Source organism: Syntrophomonas curvata (assembly GCF_052976825.1).
Window position 1 is genome coordinate 911,906 of the sequence record NZ_CM129641.1, and the last position, 16,426, is coordinate 928,331.

General features: G+C 50.0%; 14 protein-coding genes. 9 read left to right on the forward strand and 5 right to left on the reverse strand.

What is annotated here, in order from left to right; genetic code table 11:
• The first annotated feature begins 40 nt into the window (after positions 1-40).
• The 4 genes from ACU70B_RS03945 to ACU70B_RS03960 are packed head-to-tail and all read left to right on the forward strand — an operon-like array spanning position 41 to position 5,059.
• Positions 41-2,341 (forward strand): xanthine dehydrogenase family protein molybdopterin-binding subunit, encoded by a 2,301-nt coding sequence (locus tag ACU70B_RS03945; RefSeq protein ID WP_447185046.1) that lies wholly within the window; start codon positions 41-43, stop codon positions 2,339-2,341.
• Entirely contained in the window at positions 2,338-2,808 is a 471-nt protein-coding gene (locus tag ACU70B_RS03950) for a (2Fe-2S)-binding protein (RefSeq protein ID WP_447185047.1), read from the forward strand. The genes ACU70B_RS03945 and ACU70B_RS03950 overlap by 4 nt, the downstream gene beginning before the upstream one ends.
• Positions 2,805-3,662 carry an FAD binding domain-containing protein gene (locus ACU70B_RS03955; RefSeq protein WP_447185048.1) on the forward strand — a complete coding sequence of 286 codons (858 nt, stop codon included), beginning with the start codon at positions 2,805-2,807 and terminating at the stop codon, positions 3,660-3,662. Before ACU70B_RS03950 ends, ACU70B_RS03955 begins: the two co-directional genes overlap by 4 nt.
• A 23-nt stretch (positions 3,663-3,685) precedes the next feature.
• Positions 3,686-5,059, forward strand: a complete 1,374-nt coding sequence (locus tag ACU70B_RS03960; protein ID WP_447185049.1) for an MATE family efflux transporter — start codon at positions 3,686-3,688, stop codon at positions 5,057-5,059.
• 32 nt (positions 5,060-5,091) lie between these two features.
• Here ACU70B_RS03960 and ACU70B_RS03965 read toward each other — a convergent pair whose 3' ends face one another.
• From ACU70B_RS03965 to ACU70B_RS03975, 3 genes are all read right to left on the reverse strand, one after another.
• Positions 5,092-6,306 (reverse strand): ATP-binding protein, encoded by a 1,215-nt coding sequence (locus ACU70B_RS03965; protein ID WP_447185050.1) that lies wholly within the window; start codon positions 6,304-6,306, stop codon positions 5,092-5,094.
• Positions 6,307-6,405: 99 nt separating this feature from the next.
• On the reverse strand, positions 6,406-7,845 hold the full coding sequence (locus ACU70B_RS03970) for a PH domain-containing protein (RefSeq protein WP_447185051.1): 1,440 nt from the start codon (positions 7,843-7,845) through the stop codon (positions 6,406-6,408).
• Complete coding sequence (locus ACU70B_RS03975) at positions 7,838-8,317, reverse strand: PH domain-containing protein (RefSeq protein ID WP_447185052.1); 480 nt, start codon at positions 8,315-8,317, stop codon at positions 7,838-7,840. The genes ACU70B_RS03970 and ACU70B_RS03975 overlap by 8 nt, the downstream gene beginning before the upstream one ends.
• Positions 8,318-8,505: 188 nt before the next feature.
• On the opposite strand from ACU70B_RS03975, the gene ACU70B_RS03980 reads away from it, so the two are divergent.
• The gene (locus tag ACU70B_RS03980) at positions 8,506-10,638 is read left to right on the forward strand and encodes a Tex family protein (protein ID WP_447185053.1); all 2,133 of its coding nucleotides are present in this window, start codon (positions 8,506-8,508) and stop codon (positions 10,636-10,638) included.
• Between the two features lie 81 nt (positions 10,639-10,719).
• On the opposite strand, the gene ACU70B_RS03985 is transcribed toward ACU70B_RS03980, so the two are convergent.
• Positions 10,720-11,118 (reverse strand): DUF2178 domain-containing protein, encoded by a 399-nt coding sequence (locus ACU70B_RS03985; protein WP_447185054.1) that lies wholly within the window; start codon positions 11,116-11,118, stop codon positions 10,720-10,722.
• Positions 11,115-11,327 (reverse strand): type II toxin-antitoxin system RelB family anti-toxin, encoded by a 213-nt coding sequence (gene relB, locus ACU70B_RS03990; protein ID WP_447185055.1) that lies wholly within the window; start codon positions 11,325-11,327, stop codon positions 11,115-11,117. Before relB ends, ACU70B_RS03985 begins: the two co-directional genes overlap by 4 nt.
• Before the next feature lie 145 nt (positions 11,328-11,472).
• Here relB and ACU70B_RS03995 point away from each other — a divergent pair, with 145 nt between their 5' ends.
• From ACU70B_RS03995 to ACU70B_RS04010, 4 genes are all read left to right on the forward strand, one after another.
• The gene (locus ACU70B_RS03995; RefSeq protein ID WP_447185056.1) at positions 11,473-11,994 is read left to right on the forward strand and encodes an RNA polymerase sigma factor; all 522 of its coding nucleotides are present in this window, start codon (positions 11,473-11,475) and stop codon (positions 11,992-11,994) included.
• Between the two features lies 1 nt (position 11,995).
• On the forward strand, positions 11,996-13,288 hold the full coding sequence (locus tag ACU70B_RS04000; RefSeq protein ID WP_447185703.1) for a DUF4179 domain-containing protein: 1,293 nt from the start codon (positions 11,996-11,998) through the stop codon (positions 13,286-13,288).
• Between the two features lie 164 nt (positions 13,289-13,452).
• Positions 13,453-14,838, forward strand: coding sequence for a sigma-54 interaction domain-containing protein (locus ACU70B_RS04005; RefSeq protein ID WP_447185057.1), 1,386 nt, complete (start codon positions 13,453-13,455; stop codon positions 14,836-14,838).
• 212 nt (positions 14,839-15,050) lie between these two features.
• Complete coding sequence (locus ACU70B_RS04010; RefSeq protein WP_447185058.1) at positions 15,051-16,394, forward strand: acetyl-CoA hydrolase/transferase family protein; 1,344 nt, start codon at positions 15,051-15,053, stop codon at positions 16,392-16,394.
• Positions 16,395-16,426 lie beyond the last annotated feature (32 nt).

A 16,426-nucleotide genomic window follows, 5' to 3' on the forward strand; every position in this document is an offset into this window, starting at 1 on the left:
GCATATATCTTACATTAGATGCGAGGAGTGGTCTTATTAGATGACAGTTAACGCCAGCCCTGTTGGGACTACCTTGAAACGAGCGGATGGGCCTGCTAAAATATGCGGTTTGGAAAAGTATGCGGCCGATTACTATCCGGCCAACCTGCTCTGGGCAGGAGTTAAACGGTCGGATCATCCCCATGCTCTGATCAAAGGTATAGACCTGTCCGTGGCAAGAAATCTCCCCGGTATCTTTGCCGTACTGACCTGTGACGACATAAAAGGCGCCAACCGCATCGGTATTCCTGAAATGGACCAACCCATACTGGCTGACCGTAAGGTTCGCTGCAAAGGAGACCCGGTTGTACTGGCCCTGGCAGAAACCAAAGCAGCATTACAGCATGCACTATCCCAAATTAAGATAGATTATGAACCATTGCCGGCAGTCTTTGACCCCGAAGCGGCACTGGCAGCAGATGCACCGCTGGTGCATGAAGAGCGCAGAGAAAAAAACATCCTGCTCAGCGGAAAAGTTGTGCATGGAAACGGCCTGGCTGGGTTGGGTGAATGTGATGCAGTAGTAGAAGGAGACTTTAGCCTGCCCTGGCAGGAACATGCTTACCTGGAAACAGAGGCAGGGATAGCCCAGGTCGCTGAGGACGGGGTCCTGGAGATAACGGCCTCAACCCAGACCCCCTGGCGGGACCGCAATGAGCTGGCTCATGCCCTGGGTCTGCCAACTGATAAGATTCGAGTGATTGCCCCTTATCTGGGAGGCGCTTTCGGCGGGAAAGATGGAATAACGGTTCAGGGCTTGCTGGGAGTAGCTGCGCTCAATGCCGGAGGACGGCCGGTAAAAATGTGGCTGTCACGGGAGGAGAGCTTTTTGGCTTCTACCAAACGGCATCCCGGATCGGTACATTATCGCCTGGGTTGCAAGAAGGATGGAACCTTGCATGGAATGAGTTGCCGAGTCGTATTGGATACGGGTGCCTATGCTTCTCTGGGAGGCCCGGTTCTGGCTCTGGCGATGGAACACGCAGCCGGGGTCTATCGCATCCCCCATGCACTGGCAGAGGGTTATTGTGTATATACCAACAACCCGATCGGCGGAGCTTTTCGAGGCTTTGGCGCACCTCAGGTTCTGGCCGGGCTGGAGCAAATGGTGGATATGCTGGCTGACAAAATAGGAATGGATCCGATTGCTTTTCGGCTTAAGAATGCAGTCGCTCGTGGGGATGAGACCGGATGTGGGGTATGGATGACCAATTCTACCGGCATCATTCCCTGCCTGGAAAAAGTGCAGAACCATCCGCTATGGGCCTTACGTCAGACCTGGGTAAGCCAGGCCCCTTCCTTTAAAAGAAGAGGTGTAGGGATCGCAGCAGGATTGCAGGGAACCGGGTATGGCCCCATGGTTGCTGATATTGCCAATGCCAAAATCGAACTGCTCCCCGACGGACGTTTTCGGATTTATTCCGGGGTGTCGGATATGGGCCAGGGCAATAATCCCACCAATGTACAAATCGCAGCAGAAATCCTGGGCCAGTCACCTGACTGTTTTGAACTGATACAGCCGGATACTGCCCGCACCCTGCCTTCCGGCTCTTCCGCAGCCAGTCGAACTACCTATTCTTATGGAAACGCCTTGAAAGAGGCCGCAGCCATTTTAAAAAATCGTATCCTTACCCGGGCATGCAATATGGGGCTGGGGATATATATTGAAGACCTGCTGCTTGGCTCCGGCAGGGTAAGCCATCTTGTTGGTGGCCGTGAGATACCCCTGAGCTTGATTGCTGCCGGTATGCAGCCTGAGGAGCTCATTTGCACCTACTCCTATACTGCTCCCGTAAACCGCTATCCGGAAAGCATTGATATAGGTATTCGCAGCGCCGGATTTCCGCATCGGGTTTTTGCCTTCGCCTGTCATTTGGCCAGAGTTGAAATAGATGAACTGACCGGGGAAGTGGAGGTCTGCGACTACCTGGCGGTAACCGACGGCGGACGGGTGCTCAATCCTCAGCTGTATGAACAGCAGGTTCACGGAGGTGCGGTACAGGGCATGGGATACGCCCTCTGGGAAGACTTTAAGGTTGCCGAAGGTGAGGTCATAACCCGTAATCTGGCAACCTACATTCTGCCTACAACGTTGGATGTACCGGATATGCTGAGTCTTCCGGTAGAGACATTTGAAGAAACCGGTCCTTTTGGAATGAAAGGAATCGGGGAAGTAGTGATTAATCTCCCCTTGCCGGCCATTGCCAATGCAATTGCCCGGGCAACAGGCGAGCATATTTATAAAAATCCGTTTACCCCGGAAGGGGTATTATTAACCCTGGAAAAGAGGCGAGCAGAATGATAATAGCATTTACCTTAAACGGTGAAAAGCAACAGATTGATTGCGCCCCTGATCGCCGGGTAGTAGATCTTCTGCGCGAAGATTTCGGATATACCGGAACCAAGGAAGCATGCGGTTCAGGTGAATGTGGTGCCTGTAGCATCCTGGTGGACGGGGTCAGCAAATTATCCTGCTTGATGCTCGCTGCCCAGTTGAACGGCCGCCGTATTACTACCATAGAGGGTATGGCAGCGGGCGGGGTGCTTCATCCTATCCAGCGGGCTTTTATAGAGAAGGGCGCTATCCAGTGCGGATTCTGCAGCCCCGGAATGGTTATAGCCACGGCTGATCTTCTACACCGCAATCCAGCGCCCAGCCGCCGGGAAATCCGTGAAGCTTTGAGCGGCAACCTGTGCCGCTGTACAGGCTATCAAAAGATAGTAGACGCGGTGGAAACCGCTGCGGCAGAGATGAGGGGTGAGGTATGAGCCAGGTATTTTTACCCCGCCAACTAGGCGAACTCTGGGATATAATGCAGGAAAATCCGGCCACGGCCGTAATGGCCGGAGGAACGGATTTGCTGGTGCACATAAGGGATAACGGACATGCCCCTGCGGTCATACTGGGCCTGGAGAATATAGATGAATTAAAGCAAATAGAAATGCAGGATGGCGAGATTAGAATCGGCGGTATGGTCACGCATCAGCAATTGCTGCAAAGCCCCTTGATTCAATCCCGGCTTCCATGCCTGCATCAAGCAGTTGCGGTGCTGGGCTCGCCTCCTATTCGTCATATGGGTACCATCGGCGGGAATATCTGCACCGCTTCTCCGGCTGGAGATACCCTGCCGCCGCTCTATGTGCTGAATGCCAGCCTGGAACTGAGAACCTCTACGGCCAGCCGGGTGCTGCCCATTCAGGAATTTATTCTGGGGCCTGGTCAAACTGCACTTGTCCGCAATGAAATCCTGTATCAGATTAGAATTCCGGTTATAGCTCCCCATGCCCGGGGCTTTTATTTCAAGGTCGGCCAGCGTAAGGCTCTGGCGATTGCTATAACCAGTATGGCATCCATTCTGCACATAAGCGATGACAATGATATTATGGATTGCCGTTTGGCCTGGGGCAGTATCGGCCCTACCATCATGCGTTTTCCCGACCTGGAAAAGAATTTTACCGGTGAGAAGCTGAATGCGCTTACACTGGGCAGATTGGGCCAAAGCACCGCCCAATTGGTATCTCCCATAAGTGATGTCCGGGCCTCGGCAGAATACCGCCGGTTGCTGGTAAGAAACCTGCCCCTTAAGATATTACCGGCTGATAGTCAGCAGAGTTGGAAATAAACGCATAGGAGTGCTTCCAGACAATGAAAAGTGCACCGTCAAGGCAGTTGGATATGGGCAGCGACCCTGTTCTCCGGGTTCTTATTACCCTGGCTCTGCCCGCAATGCTCTCCATGTTCTTACAAAATCTTTATGAATTTGTAGATACCATGTTTATTTCCTGGCTGGGCTCATCAGCCCTGGCGGCGCAGTCGTTGTCCATGCCGCTTTTTTATCTGGTCCTTTCGCTGGGTAAAGGGGTGCAGGTAGGAACTACCACCCTGATGAGTCAGGCGCGGGGTCAGGGTGAAAAAGAAGAAGCAAACCAACTGGCCAGGGCTTCATTGCCCCTGCTCCTTATGTGCATTTTGCCGATTTTCCTTCTGCTAATACCTGGAACATGCCATGCCTTTTATTATTTTCTGGGGGCGCGGGGTTCGGTCTTACCGGAGGTCTACCCGTACACCTTCTGGCTGGTCTTAAGCTTTCCCGTTATGGGTTATGTGATGATCGCCGAAGCAATCTCGATGAGCCATGGTGATACCCTCACGCCCATGAAAGCCATGCTTATAGGTAACGTTATAAACCTGACCCTGGACCCGGTCCTGATGTTTGTAATGGGATGGGGTATTGCCGGTGCATCCATAGCCACCCTCATCGGACAGACGGTATCAGCGGTCATCATTTACAGGAAGCTCAAACAAGCGGGAAGGCCAGTGCCCTTTATACGTCTGGGTAAAGAAATCCATAGCTGTTGGAGGAAAATAACCGCTCTGGGCATTTTCGTAACCGTTTCCCAGTTGATCAGTCCGCTGGGGCTTTCTCTGATAAATGGTGTCCTGGCTTCCTTTGGGGCGGAAGCGGTTGGCGCCTGGAACATAATGGCCAGACTTGAAATGATGGGCCTGCTTCCTCTTTATGGCATGGCCGGAGCCTTGATCCCTTTTATTGCCTTTAACTACGGCCAAAAGAACTGGGAGCGAATCCGCAGCGGGGCGCGCATCGTTGTCCTGGGAACGGGTCTGATTGTCCTGCCCATTATGGCCGTGCTGATTTTTGGTGCCCCCTGGCTGGTCTTACCCTTCCGGGCTGACGCCCGGGTCGCTGAACTGGCCATGCATGCCATACGCATAGCGGCGCTGGCCCATATACTGGCACCGCTGGAAATGGGTTTATATGGTACGGCCCAGGGCCTGAAGCGGCCCTGGTATGCCCTCATCACTTCAGGTATGAGGCTGCTCGTTTTTCGCTATCCGCTGGCTGTACTGTTCGCTTCCTATTGGGGCGTTACCGGTGTCTACTGGAGCCAGCCCATTGCCGTAGCCTTGTCCGGAATAATCTCCGGATGTTTATTATGGAGATTATTAAAGACTATCAAGGTTTCTGCTGCCCAGGAGGACGCGGTTCAGCCCTGTTAGAAAATTTTACAGTCGTCAATACATAAACATGATTATCCCAGCGAGTCAATAAACTGCCGGGCAGTACGACCGGAAGGGCCGTGGTGGGAGCGCTCCCATTCCAGGGCCTCGCGCCGCAGTTGGTCTGAATCAAACCGCAAACCCCGCTCTATGGCCATACTCTCCACAATATCCAGGTAAACGGTCTGGGTTGGAGGAGGGAAGCTTATCCGGAGGCCAAAGCGGTCGGCCAGGGATAGTTTTTCCTCCATGGTGTCACGGGTATGAATCTCTTCATCCTGGCTGGAACGGTCAGAGAAATACTCTTTGACCAGGTGGCGGCGATTGGAGGTAGCGTAAAGCAATACGTTGGGTGCCCGTCCCTCCAGACTTCCTTCCATAACTGCCTTAAGCCCCTTGTATTCCGTTTCATAATCCTCAAAAGACAGGTCGTCGACAAATACGATAAACTTCCTGGCCGAATAATCACGCAGATAATTTACCAACCGGGGCAGATCCTTTAATTGCTCCCGGGTTATTTCCACCAGGCTAAGATTACGGTTTTCATAATGGTTGAGCAGGGCCTTGACCATGCTCGATTTGCCCGTACCCCGGCTGCCGTAGAGCAGAACGTTATTGGCTATACCGGTAGAAAGAAAGTTTTCCGTATTATGGCACAAAAGCTCTTTTTGCCGGTCACAGCCGATCAAATCCTCCAGCCTAGACGAATCCGGATACTCAATTCCCAATAACCCCTTTTCACTGTCCCAGCGCAAAGCCCGGCAAGAAGAGACGATTCCCCGGGAATGAACGGTATAATAGCCAGCCAGTTCCTTGGCCGATTCAGGCCAGCAGGATTCATCATCTTTACGTCCAGCTTGAGACTTATCTTCCTCCCATACAGGTTCCAGCCCCAGCTCTCTCGCCAGGACCTTTATATCCAGGTCTTTTATAGTTTTAAGCATTTGTAAATCTCGGTTGGCAGCTTGAATCAACCGGGGGTCTATTGCATGAAAGGCCATAGTTTCCGCTGCCCGGCTAAATGGGTTATCGTCTTGCAGTATCAGATTTACTAAATGAGCGGGAAGAGTCCTGGCGGTTGCAAAATAGGCAAATATAAATCTATGAAAAGTGTCGGTTATCTCCAGCTCACCGCAGCCTCCGCCCACAGCAGAAAGGCAAGTGCGGAGAGCACTGACCAGGGGATCCTGTAAAATGTTGCGGTAGACGGATAGGCTTGCCAGCGAACGGCTTAATTCTTTCAGCATGGTTTCCTCCTTCAGGCCTGGTGAATTGGATTTATCATAAGTGCTTGAAAATACAGTTGTTCACATGAATCTTATATTATGCTCCTATTGTTATCTCGTTTAGGGGGAGTGAGAGGCTGCCCCTTCCCCTCCTGTAAAATAGTTCACAATATCACCGCATTTTTGCTTATCCATACCTTTCAATTTAAAGGTGATGCCGGTATTGCATGATGCGACCGCGACCAATAGGTTGCTTAAGTGGTTGCGCGCCTGAAGGGGATTCTGCGACACGTGCAAAGATTGAATCCGGCGTCTGGGAATTATCATGGTTACCCTGCCCAGACATCTTGACCTAAGTAATATTTTATCCTCCATCACCTGATAGCCGGCATCCAAGTACTGCCTATTGCCCAGCAAGGCTCCCAGTAAAGGCAGAATAAATGCAATATACCCCCAAGGCAGGTAGATGACGCACAATATGGCGATAATCAGGGCGGGGATGATATTGATCAGCAAATAGCGCCGTCTTGATTTGGAAGGTAATCCTTGCACCTCCCCAGGCATAATAAATTCAGGCGCGATTTTCTCAAGAAAGGCTGCCAGATCTGATTTCGGCAATAATGGAAAAAGTACATTGCCCTCACCCTTGGTGCCGGTATTGCTGATGCTCACGATCTGTATACTGACCATGCCCAAAGGTTGCCGCAGCAGGCTTTCGACCACTTTGACGGCTTGAATGCGGCTGAGCGGGATGCGTACTTGTTGTTTTTGGAATACACCGCGGCTGATATTGATATTGCCTGCCTCTCGCCGCAGCTTAAAACCGCCAAATTGAATGATGGTTCCCAGGAGAGACAGGAGCCAGGCCAGCAGAAACAAAAGGAAAACCGTAAAAATAATATGGCTTATTTTCCCGGAAGCCAAATGCTGGGCATAGGCTCCGACTTTGCCCCAAACATCCAGTTCGGAAAAGAAATCGTCAAGCTGCGAAGCCACCACAAACATTCCGCTGAGCACTACCCCGATACTATTGGAAGTAGTCGCCAACAATAGTAAAGAACGGGTCGGTAGCTTGTATTCGATATATTCCTTTTCGTCTGCGGTTTCCGCAATCTGCTTTCCGCCTGATTGCAGAGTCCGTTGCAGTTCCTCAGCTTTTTCCCGTGCTAGAGCGTCCAGGACAAACTCTGCCTTACTGCCTCCGCCCGCTGTTTCTATCTGAACTTTGACCAGGCCTAATAGACGCTGCAGAACACCGGCAGACATCTGTACAGTTTGAATCCGCTCGAAGGGAATATATCTTTTCTTTCTTACCAGTACGCCATATTCCACGCGCAATTCCTGCCCGCTTATATAGAATACATAACGCAGCCAGTACATAATAGTATAGGCAACGAAGAGGACAAGAAAAACAGGGATGACCAGAAATAACCATTGCCGAAATTCTTCCCGGGCGATGGCAATAATGAGCAGAGGGAGAAGTGCCTGTGCCAGCGAATAACCTTTACGCACAATAAATTCGAATATGGCGAAGGGGTGAAGCCGCTGCGGTTTATACATCCTCGTCTACCACCCGAGCCAATACCGAAATTTGATCTCTCAGCAAAGCTGCTGCTTCATCTGCCAGTGCCGGTATCTGGTGGCTTCCGGCAGCAGTGGAGATGGTTACGGACGAAAGCCCGAAACGGCGAAGCAGCGGACCTTGCTCGGTATCAACATGCTGGACTCTCACCATCGGAATAAGGGTTCTGGTTTTAACGAAAACTCCATGCAGGAGGTCGATCTCTGGTTCGGAAACCTCATAACGCCAGGTTTGCCAGGTAATCACAGGTCGAATGAGAATCAAATAGACAGCATATATAAAGGTTAAGCCCAGCAGGACAAAGGTAATCCATCCAGGCCAGTGCCAGTATCGCTGGGCAAAATGATAGCCTGCGGGAACGAGCAGTAACAAAACTGATTCAATAGCTCCGCACCAGCGCCAGTAGGGCACAGCTTTAGCATCAATACGTTGTTCAGGATTGTCTCGCATAATAACATACCATGTTCTTCGTTACTATTGATTTTGTTTGTTCATGCACCTGTTCTGCTGACCTCATATAATTCAGCTCCTATTAAGTGAGTTCCCTTAATAAAATATTATATAATAAAAAAGATAGCTGCTGGGTATTAGAAATATTTTACAAAATGACGGCAAGGACTTTATAAGGAGCAAATATTATGGAACAGATATTTAACCGCATAGCAGAAGAAACCCATATAGCGCTCAGGCAGATCCGGGCGGTGGTCCGGTTGCTGGATGACAAGAACACGGTGCCCTTTATCGCCCGTTACCGCAAAGAGATGACCGGAGGCCTGGACGAAAACCAAATCCGTTTAATCGAAGAGAGGCTGAACTTTCATCGCAGCCTGGAGCAAAGAAAAGAAGAAGTAATCCGTTTGATTGAGGGACAGGGCAAACTCACTGCCGAGTTGGAGAGCCGGATACGGCAGGCCGGCAAGCTGGTGGAAATCGAAGACATCTACCTGCCCTTTCGCCCCAAACGCAAAACCCGGGCTTCTACCGCTCGTGCCCGGGGACTACAGCCTCTGGCCGATTTTTTGCTGGCTTGCCCCGCCCAGGGAATACCGGAGGAGCAAGCCGGCCATTACCTCTCGGACGAAGTAGGCAGTGCCGAAGCTGCTCTGCAGGGGGCCATGGATATCGTAGCTGAACAGGTTTCCGAAGATGCACCTGCCCGGGGTTGGATTCGTGAGTATACCCGCAGACATGGCCTGCTGGTAGCGGCGGCCAAAGACAAGAATGTGGAATCACCGTACCGCATGTATTACGAATATCAGGAACCGGTGAGCAAGATACCTCCCCACCGCATACTGGCCATAAACCGGGGTGAGAGGGAAGAGATACTGAAGGTAGCAATTTTTCTGGAAAATGACGAAATAGTGGATTATCTGAGCCGGCGCTACGTCAAGCCGGGAGTCACCGCAGAATACCTGGTTCAAGCTGTACAGGACAGCTACAGCCGACTGATCAAGCCTTCGATTGAAAGGGATTTGCGGCATGAATTGAGTGAAAAAGCTGAGGAACAGGCCATAAACGTGTTTGCCAAAAATCTGCGCAGCCTTTTGCTGCAGCCGCCGGTCAAGGGGCGGATAATTCTGGGTCTGGACCCGGCTTACCGTACCGGCTGCAAATGGACCATAGTCGATGACACCGGGAAAATGCTGGAGGTGGGAGTAGTGTACCCCACGCCGCCCCAGAAAAAAATCACCGAAGCCGAGGAGATTCTGACCCGGCAGATAAAAAAATATGGGGTAACGGCTATCGCTATCGGTAACGGCACTGCCTCAAGGGAAACCGAGCAGTTCGTGGCCCAGATGATTAAGAACAGGCAACTGCAGATTCCTTACACCATTGTCAGCGAAGCGGGGGCCAGTGTATATTCGGCTTCTCCTTTGGCAGCGCAGGAATTTCCACAGTTGGATGTAGCCCAGCGCAGCGCCGTATCCATTGCCCGCCGCTTGCAGGACCCTCTGGCGGAACTGGTCAAGATCGAACCCCGGGCGATTGGGGTAGGGCAATATCAACATGACCTGCCGCAGAAGGAACTTAATCAAAACCTGACCGCCGTAGTCGAGTCCGCCGTTAATCAGGTGGGAGTGGAGCTTAACACTGCTTCTGCTTCTCTTTTGACCTATGTTTCCGGCCTTTCTTCCGCAGTGGCCAACAAAGTCGTGGAGTACCGCGATCAGAACGGCAGATTCAAAAACCGTAAACAACTGCTTAAGGTCTCCAAGCTGGGCCCCAAGGCCTTTCAGCAAGCGGCCGGATTTCTGCGCATATATCAGGAGGAAAACCTCCTGGACAGCACTGCCATTCATCCGGAATCCTACGAGCTGGCCTTGCGCATCCTGGAAACAGCCGGGGCCAGCCTGGAGGAAATCGGAACCCCTGCCCTGGCAGCCAAGCTTGGCGTTCTCAAGCCCGCTGCTCTGGCCCAGAGTCTGGAAGCAGGGGAGCCGACTGTAAAGGACGTAATTGAATGCCTCCTGAAACCGCACCGCGACCCGCGCGAAGACCTGCCCCCGGTAGTATTTCGCACCGATGTCCTGAGCATCGAGGATATCGCCCCGGGCATGTCCCTGACCGGAACAGTCAGAAACGTGGTGGATTTCGGTGCTTTCGTTGATATAGGGATAAAGAATGACGGCCTGGTGCATATATCCCAGATGGCGGACCGCTTTATTCGCCATCCTATGGAAATAGTGGCAGTAGGGGATGTGGTAACCGTACAGGTTTTATCCGTCGACAGGGAAAGGGGTAAAGTGGCTTTATCGATGAAAATAGGATGATTTAACAGTAGGTTTTGTCACTTCCATTATAGCTTGGGCAGCGCGAAAGAATCCGCTGCCCAAGCTTATGGTGTAAGTATCTTACATTATCCGGTTGTAATGATAGTAAAATATCACATATAAAAGTACCATTACGGCTATACAATAACCCAGCAGGTCATAGGGATTTACCGTCACTTCCGGGCCGAAAGCTGAACCGGTAAGCACAACCAGGGCCGCCAGCAGTATACTGCTGACCATGGCAGCGTAGGATGCTTTGCCGGCAATATAATAAGTTCTCTCATCATAAGGATTCAGACCCTTGGCCCGCATCTCCTTGATCTTCCTTTGTTTAATATAGCGGGCAACAGATACGCCCACAGCCCCACCGATTAAACCTGTTCCAAAACCGGGGCTGACAAAAATCAGTTGCCATAGTCCCAATCCGGCCAGAATGGCTATAGTTATCCAAAAGGCAGCAGTTCTCCGTATATTTGTCATATTAAATCCTCTCCTTTCTCATTAAAGACAAATACTTCCTCGATGCTTAAACTAAAAGCTCGGGCTAATTTATAGGCCAGAGAAATTGACGGGTTGTACTTCCCTTTTTCCAGCGAAATAATAGTCTGTCGGGAAACGCCTACCAGTACAGCAAGATCTTCCTGGGTAAGTCCATTTTGTTCTCGAAGTTCGCGCAGGCGATTTTGCATTCGCTACCACCATCCTTGAGTAAAGTTGACTTTACATATAGGTTAGTTCGGCTCCGGCAATATGTCAAGTTAATTTTACATAATGGATAATAAAAAATGAACTTTTGCAAGAGCCAGGGACTCTTAAGAGAAGAGAGGTGTAAAAGTGGAGACAGCAGTACTTGTAAAAAAAGCCAAAAAAGGAGACCGGGAAGCGCTGGTTCAACTGATTATTGAGCGGAAAGAGGATTATTATAAACTGGCTTATGTCTACATGAAAAACCCGGAGGATACCCTGGATGCTTTGGAAGACATGATTGTAATCCTCTATGAGAATATTCATCGGCTGAGAAAAGAGGAAGTTTTTTGCAGCTGGAGTAAAACCATCCTGGCGAACTGCTGTAAAAGCCTGCTCCGTAAAAACAAAAAGCTGGTTTCCCTGGACGCTCTTCGCGAAGAGGCCGGTGAGAGCCCCTTCGGGTTCAAGGATTCCCAGATTGTACTGGAGCAGCATTTGTCCCGTTTGAGCGGAAAACAGCAGGAGGCTATAAGACTTCGCTTTTACCTGGATCTGGATTATCAGACCATTGCGGATATTCTTAAGATACCGGTAGGAACAGTTAAATCCAGAATCTCCATTGGACTGCAGAAATTAGAAAAGGCCCTGGGAGGTGAGCGCTTTGAATAAGGTGGAAGAATGGCTCAGTAAAAAGAAAAGCGAGACGGAACAAATACCGGTACCGGATGAAATGGAATCGCGGCTGCGCAGTGCTTTAAACCAGCAGCAAGCATGGCCGGGGCGAAAGAGAAACTGGAAGCCGGGGATAGCTGTGCTGTGTATCCTGGCTCTGCTGGCGGTTTATCAGTCCGATACCCTGGCTTATTACGGCAAGAAACTGATCGGCTACGACCCCATTATGAACGGCACCTTACAGCAGCTCAACGAACTGGGTAAAGGGCAGAGTATTAATAAAAGCTATACCTATAAAAATGGCGTCATATTAACTCTGGATGGGATCATGCTGGATGATAACCAGCTTCTGGCCTACTATAGCATTAAAAACCCCCATGGGAAGTTGGATACCGGAAGCGCAAACATATGTATTAAAGGAATGTTTAGCGAGTATATGATGCGCTCGTCGCGGGGGATAATTAATGACAGTGAAACCCGGGCAAGGTATATTGCCGATTTTAAGCCTCCGTATTTCTTTGAGAAAGGGCTTTCATTTGTTTGCAGTCTGGGTGATAGCCCCAACAGGGAGACCGGAAGTATCGCGTTTACCCTGGATCGCAACCGGGCTATGGGACATACCCTGAAAAAGGAACTCCGCAAGTCGGTGCAATTAGACGAGACCAAACTCCGTTTTGATACTATTATGGCTACGCCAACTACTACCGTTATAAAAGGCACCTTGCAAACTCCGCTGGAGCTGGCCCGGGATCAGGTTCTGCATAAGCGCTTTCGGCCTCATGATTTAGAGATGGAACTGGTTGCCAACGGGAAAAAGCTGGAGCAAAAGGGAGCAGGCATGACAACGGATGCCCAAGGGATTACATTTGAGCAGGAATTTGATGCCCTGCCGGTTGATCTAAAAGATCTGCACCTGAATGTGGTACGTTTCAGTGCTGATCACGATGTTGATCAGCAGTTTGAATTGCGGTTAGGCAAGATGAGGCAGTCTCATCAGACAATGGGGCAGTCCCTGGTTTTAGATCAATTATATACATCCCAGGGTGATACCTATCTGGCCATCAGCAGCGAAGAAAGTGTAGTGTTGACCAAGGTATACCTCATAATGGACGGAAAACGGGTGAGCCTGGAAGAAACCATCAGGGATGAATACGATAAAAAAGAGGATGGCGCTATCATCCATACCCGGACCCTGCATTTCCCCGGAAGCGGGAAAACATATCAGCTCGATATACAGAGAATGACTTATGCCAAGACCTATAATAAAAACATAGTCATACCGGTAAATTGACCAAACAGGCAAAAATTGGTATATAATTAAAGTGCCATAAAGTTATGAATGTGTTCACCGTATACAATTATTTCATGAAAGTGTTTTAAGAATTTGTGTGTGAGCGCCGACCATAACCTTATGGCTTTTCGTTTAATAACTGAAACATTTAAGGTGGGGAGAATATGAAAAAGCTCAGTCAGTTAAGCACCCGGGAATTGGAGGCAATAGAAGGGGTTTTAAATGGGGTTGAAGGAGCTATCATAATTGATGAAAACGGCATCATAAGGATTTTTACCGATTATTATGAACGGGAATCAGGTTTTGTAAAAGAAGAGGTGCTGGGTAAAAGAGTTGACCAGGTCTTTCCCCATACCCGCCTGTTGGAGGTTCTGAACACGGGGAAAGCCATAACCGCTGATATGTGGGAACTAAACGGCAAATGCCAGATTGTTTCGCGGGTTCCCATTATGAGCGAAGGTGAGATTATCGGGGTACTGGGAATCAATATTTTCCGCTATCTCAACGAAGCCCGGGGATTCGCCCGGCGGGTACAGAAGATGTTCTCCGAGCTCAAATACTACAAAGAAGAAGTTCAACGCATCTATGGGGCCAAGTATTCATTGGGGGCGATAATTGGTAAAAGCAAAGAAATACTTGAAGCCAAAGAAATGGTTCAAACCATAGCTCCAACGAATAACCCGGTGCTTATTTACGGTGAAACCGGTACCGGCAAAGAACTGTTCGCTCACGCTGTCCACCAGGAAAGCGCCCGCCGGGAAGGACCGTTTGTGCGGGTAAACTGCGCCGGCATCCCCGATAATCTTATCGAGTCCGAGCTGTTCGGCTATGAAGAAGGAGCCTTTACCGGGGCCCGTAAAGGCGGCAAACCCGGTAAATTCGAGCTGGCCCATCATGGCAGCATATTTCTGGATGAAGTGAGTGAACTGTCCTGGGCAGCCCAGGCCAAGTTGCTGCGGGCTTTGCAGGAAAATGAAATCGAAAGGGTGGGTTCGACTTCACTGACCGCAGTGGATACCAGGTTCATATCCGCCACCAACATTCCCCTGAACAAGCTGGTGGCCGAAGGCAAATTCCGAAAAGACCTGTTTTTCCGTCTCAATACCTTTGCCATAACCATTCCCCCCTTGAGGGAACATCTCAGTGACTTGCCTTTGCTCTGCCGGCATTTCATTCACCACTACAACCAGGAAAACGGTACCACGGTAGTAGGCATAAACAATGAAGCTTTGCAGCTCCTTGCTTCTTATCACTGGCCTGGCAATGTCAGGGAACTCAATATCGCCATTGAAAGGGCCTGTATAGACGCCCGGAAAGGTATTATCACGGTCAATAACCTGCTGCGTTTTACCCGATTCGTCAGTGGGCAGAATAGTATTGCCGAAGGTTACCAGGGCTTCGATATAAAAGAAGCCCGGAAGGAAGCAGAGAAGGCGGTAATTAGCAGAGCCTTGAAAGCCAGCAACAATAACCGCAGAAAAGCGGCAGAACTGATGGGGATCAGCCGCTCCGCACTCTACATTAAAATCGAGGCGCTGGAAATTGAGTGAATATTTAAAACTGTCTGATTTGTTGAACTATAGTCCAGTTTAATGGACATCTACACCCGCCAAAGAATAACAAGGTTGAAAAAAGAGTCCAATTATCTTGACATTACCTTATGAATAAAATACGGTAAACAGCCGGGAAACAGCCTCCCTCCGGGATTGGTACGCTGCTTGCAACCTGATCGGCAGTAATCTAATTTGGGGGAGGTTTTGTTATGGCAATATCAGGGGGACAGATTAATGCGGGGAAATACCTGTCGTGGAAGGATGAATACCGAAGCAAACTGCGCAGTGCCGAAGATTTGGCAGCCATGATCAAGAGTGGCGACGTAATTCTGGAACCTGGCGGTATCAACATACCGCACGACTTTCATGTGGCGCTGTCCAAGCGGGTACAGGAACTGAACCGGGTTACCATATGCCTGGGATTGGCTCTGAAGCTCTATGATTTTATGCAGCCGCAATATAAAGAGAATATTCATATCGAAACACCTTTTGTGGGACCGGTGGAAAGAACTCTGATTGAATGGGGGACGGCATCTTATGTCCCTCAGCATTTGAATCAACTGGGTCCCTGGCAGGCCCGAAGAAAACCGAATGTAGTGTCGATGGTGGTGACTCCGCCGGATGAAAACGGTTTCTTCAACCGCTCCTGCTTCGGCGGTCTGGTCCCCAGGGACGCCATCACCCAAGCAGATGTGGTTATGGTCGAAGTAAATCCTAAAACCCCGTGGCTGGAAGGGAAAGACCTCCTGATCCACGTTTCTGAAATCGACTATATCTGCGAAAGCAATGCCGATCTGGTAGAGATACCTGATATCCCAATTACCGAGATCGAACGGCAAATAGCGGCCTACATTACAGAAATGATACCTGACGGCTCCACTATTCAATTGGGTCTGGGCGGTCTGGCCAATGCCATTGGCTATTTCCTGCTGGACAAAAAGGATCTGGGCGTTCATACCGAGGTAGTGCAAAAGTCATTTATGGATTTGATGAAAGCCGGAGTAGTAAACGGCTCCCGCAAGAATTTTTATCCGGATAAGGTACTGGCAACTTTTTGCGTGGGGGACCAGGAATTATGGGATTACGTAAATCGTAACGCCGATTTTCTGTTTACCGAAGTGGCATTCAATAATGACCCCCAGGTAATAGGAAAAAACGACAACCTGGTGTCAATCAATAACGCATTGTGCATGGATCTGACCGGGCAGGTGGGATCAGAGTCAATTCGTCACCGCCAGTATAGCGGAACCGGGGGGCAGATGAATTTTCTACAGGGTGCGGCTCTGTCCCGGGGCGGCAAAAGTGTTATCGCCCTTAACTCCACTTGGAAGGATAAAGAAGGAAATCTAAGATCCAGCATAGTGCCTTTCATCCCTCCCGGAACCATTGTCACTACTCCCCGCACCGAAGTGGATTATGTGGTTACCGAGTACGGTGTAGTCAACCTGAAATACAAGCGGGTTTCGGAGCGGGTCAACGCTATGATTTCCATCGCCCATCCCGACTTTAGGGACCAACTGAAGTTTCAGGCCCGGCGCTTTTGGCGGGAGTAAAACTCCCTGACTTTACTTTTAAAGGGGGAGAC

Excerpts from the sequence above, each read along its gene's own strand:
- ACU70B_RS03965 (WP_447185050.1), bottom strand. The coding sequence starts at position 6,306 with ATGCTGAAAGAATTAAGCCGTTCGCTGGCAAGCCTATCCGTCTACCGC.
- ACU70B_RS03960 (WP_447185049.1), top strand. The coding sequence starts at position 3,686 with ATGAAAAGTGCACCGTCAAGGCAGTTGGATATGGGCAGCGACCCTGTT.
- relB (WP_447185055.1), bottom strand. The coding sequence starts at position 11,327 with ATGCAAAATCGCCTGCGCGAACTTCGAGAACAAAATGGACTTACCCAG.
- ACU70B_RS04005 (WP_447185057.1), top strand. The coding sequence starts at position 13,453 with ATGAAAAAGCTCAGTCAGTTAAGCACCCGGGAATTGGAGGCAATAGAA.
- ACU70B_RS03945 (WP_447185046.1), top strand. The coding sequence starts at position 41 with ATGACAGTTAACGCCAGCCCTGTTGGGACTACCTTGAAACGAGCGGAT.
- ACU70B_RS03980 (WP_447185053.1), top strand. The coding sequence starts at position 8,506 with ATGGAACAGATATTTAACCGCATAGCAGAAGAAACCCATATAGCGCTC.
- ACU70B_RS03970 (WP_447185051.1), bottom strand. The coding sequence starts at position 7,845 with ATGTATAAACCGCAGCGGCTTCACCCCTTCGCCATATTCGAATTTATT.
- ACU70B_RS03975 (WP_447185052.1), bottom strand. The coding sequence starts at position 8,317 with ATGCGAGACAATCCTGAACAACGTATTGATGCTAAAGCTGTGCCCTAC.
- ACU70B_RS03985 (WP_447185054.1), bottom strand. The coding sequence starts at position 11,118 with ATGACAAATATACGGAGAACTGCTGCCTTTTGGATAACTATAGCCATT.
- ACU70B_RS03950 (WP_447185047.1), top strand. The coding sequence starts at position 2,338 with ATGATAATAGCATTTACCTTAAACGGTGAAAAGCAACAGATTGATTGC.
- ACU70B_RS04010 (WP_447185058.1), top strand. The coding sequence starts at position 15,051 with ATGGCAATATCAGGGGGACAGATTAATGCGGGGAAATACCTGTCGTGG.
- ACU70B_RS03955 (WP_447185048.1), top strand. The coding sequence starts at position 2,805 with ATGAGCCAGGTATTTTTACCCCGCCAACTAGGCGAACTCTGGGATATA.